Source organism: Bacteroides sp. 214, assembly GCF_010501015.1.
Lineage (GTDB): Bacteria > Bacteroidota > Bacteroidia > Bacteroidales > Bacteroidaceae > Bacteroides.
In genome coordinates, this window is sequence record NZ_QVML01000070.1 from 1 (window position 1) to 301 (window position 301).

Genomic DNA, 301 nt, shown 5'->3' on the forward strand with positions numbered 1-301 from the left:
CTTAACCAAAACGCTCTCGGATTCAGTAACAAAATCAACCTCCTTCACGTTTACTTCGTTCATCACCAGTGATTTTATCGCTTCGATATGGACGGCGTGGTACTCGATACAGAATCGCAATATTCTGTCTTCTGGGATAAGACCGGGCGCGAAGCAGTGTTGAAGCTGGGCATCTCGCAGATTAGTGGTGGCTCACATACTACAGTAGGAGGTTATCAGGTGGATACGTGGTGTAACAAAGAAATCGTACAGCGAACTGTGGTCGGCACGAATACCTGCCAATGCCACGAACTTATCGTTC

General features: G+C 47.2%; 1 pseudogene. It reads left to right on the top strand.

Annotated elements, in window-relative coordinates:
* Positions 1-87: 87 nt before the first annotated feature.
* Positions 88-301: pseudogene (locus tag D0T50_RS13575) on the top strand (hypothetical protein); the annotation flags it as partial.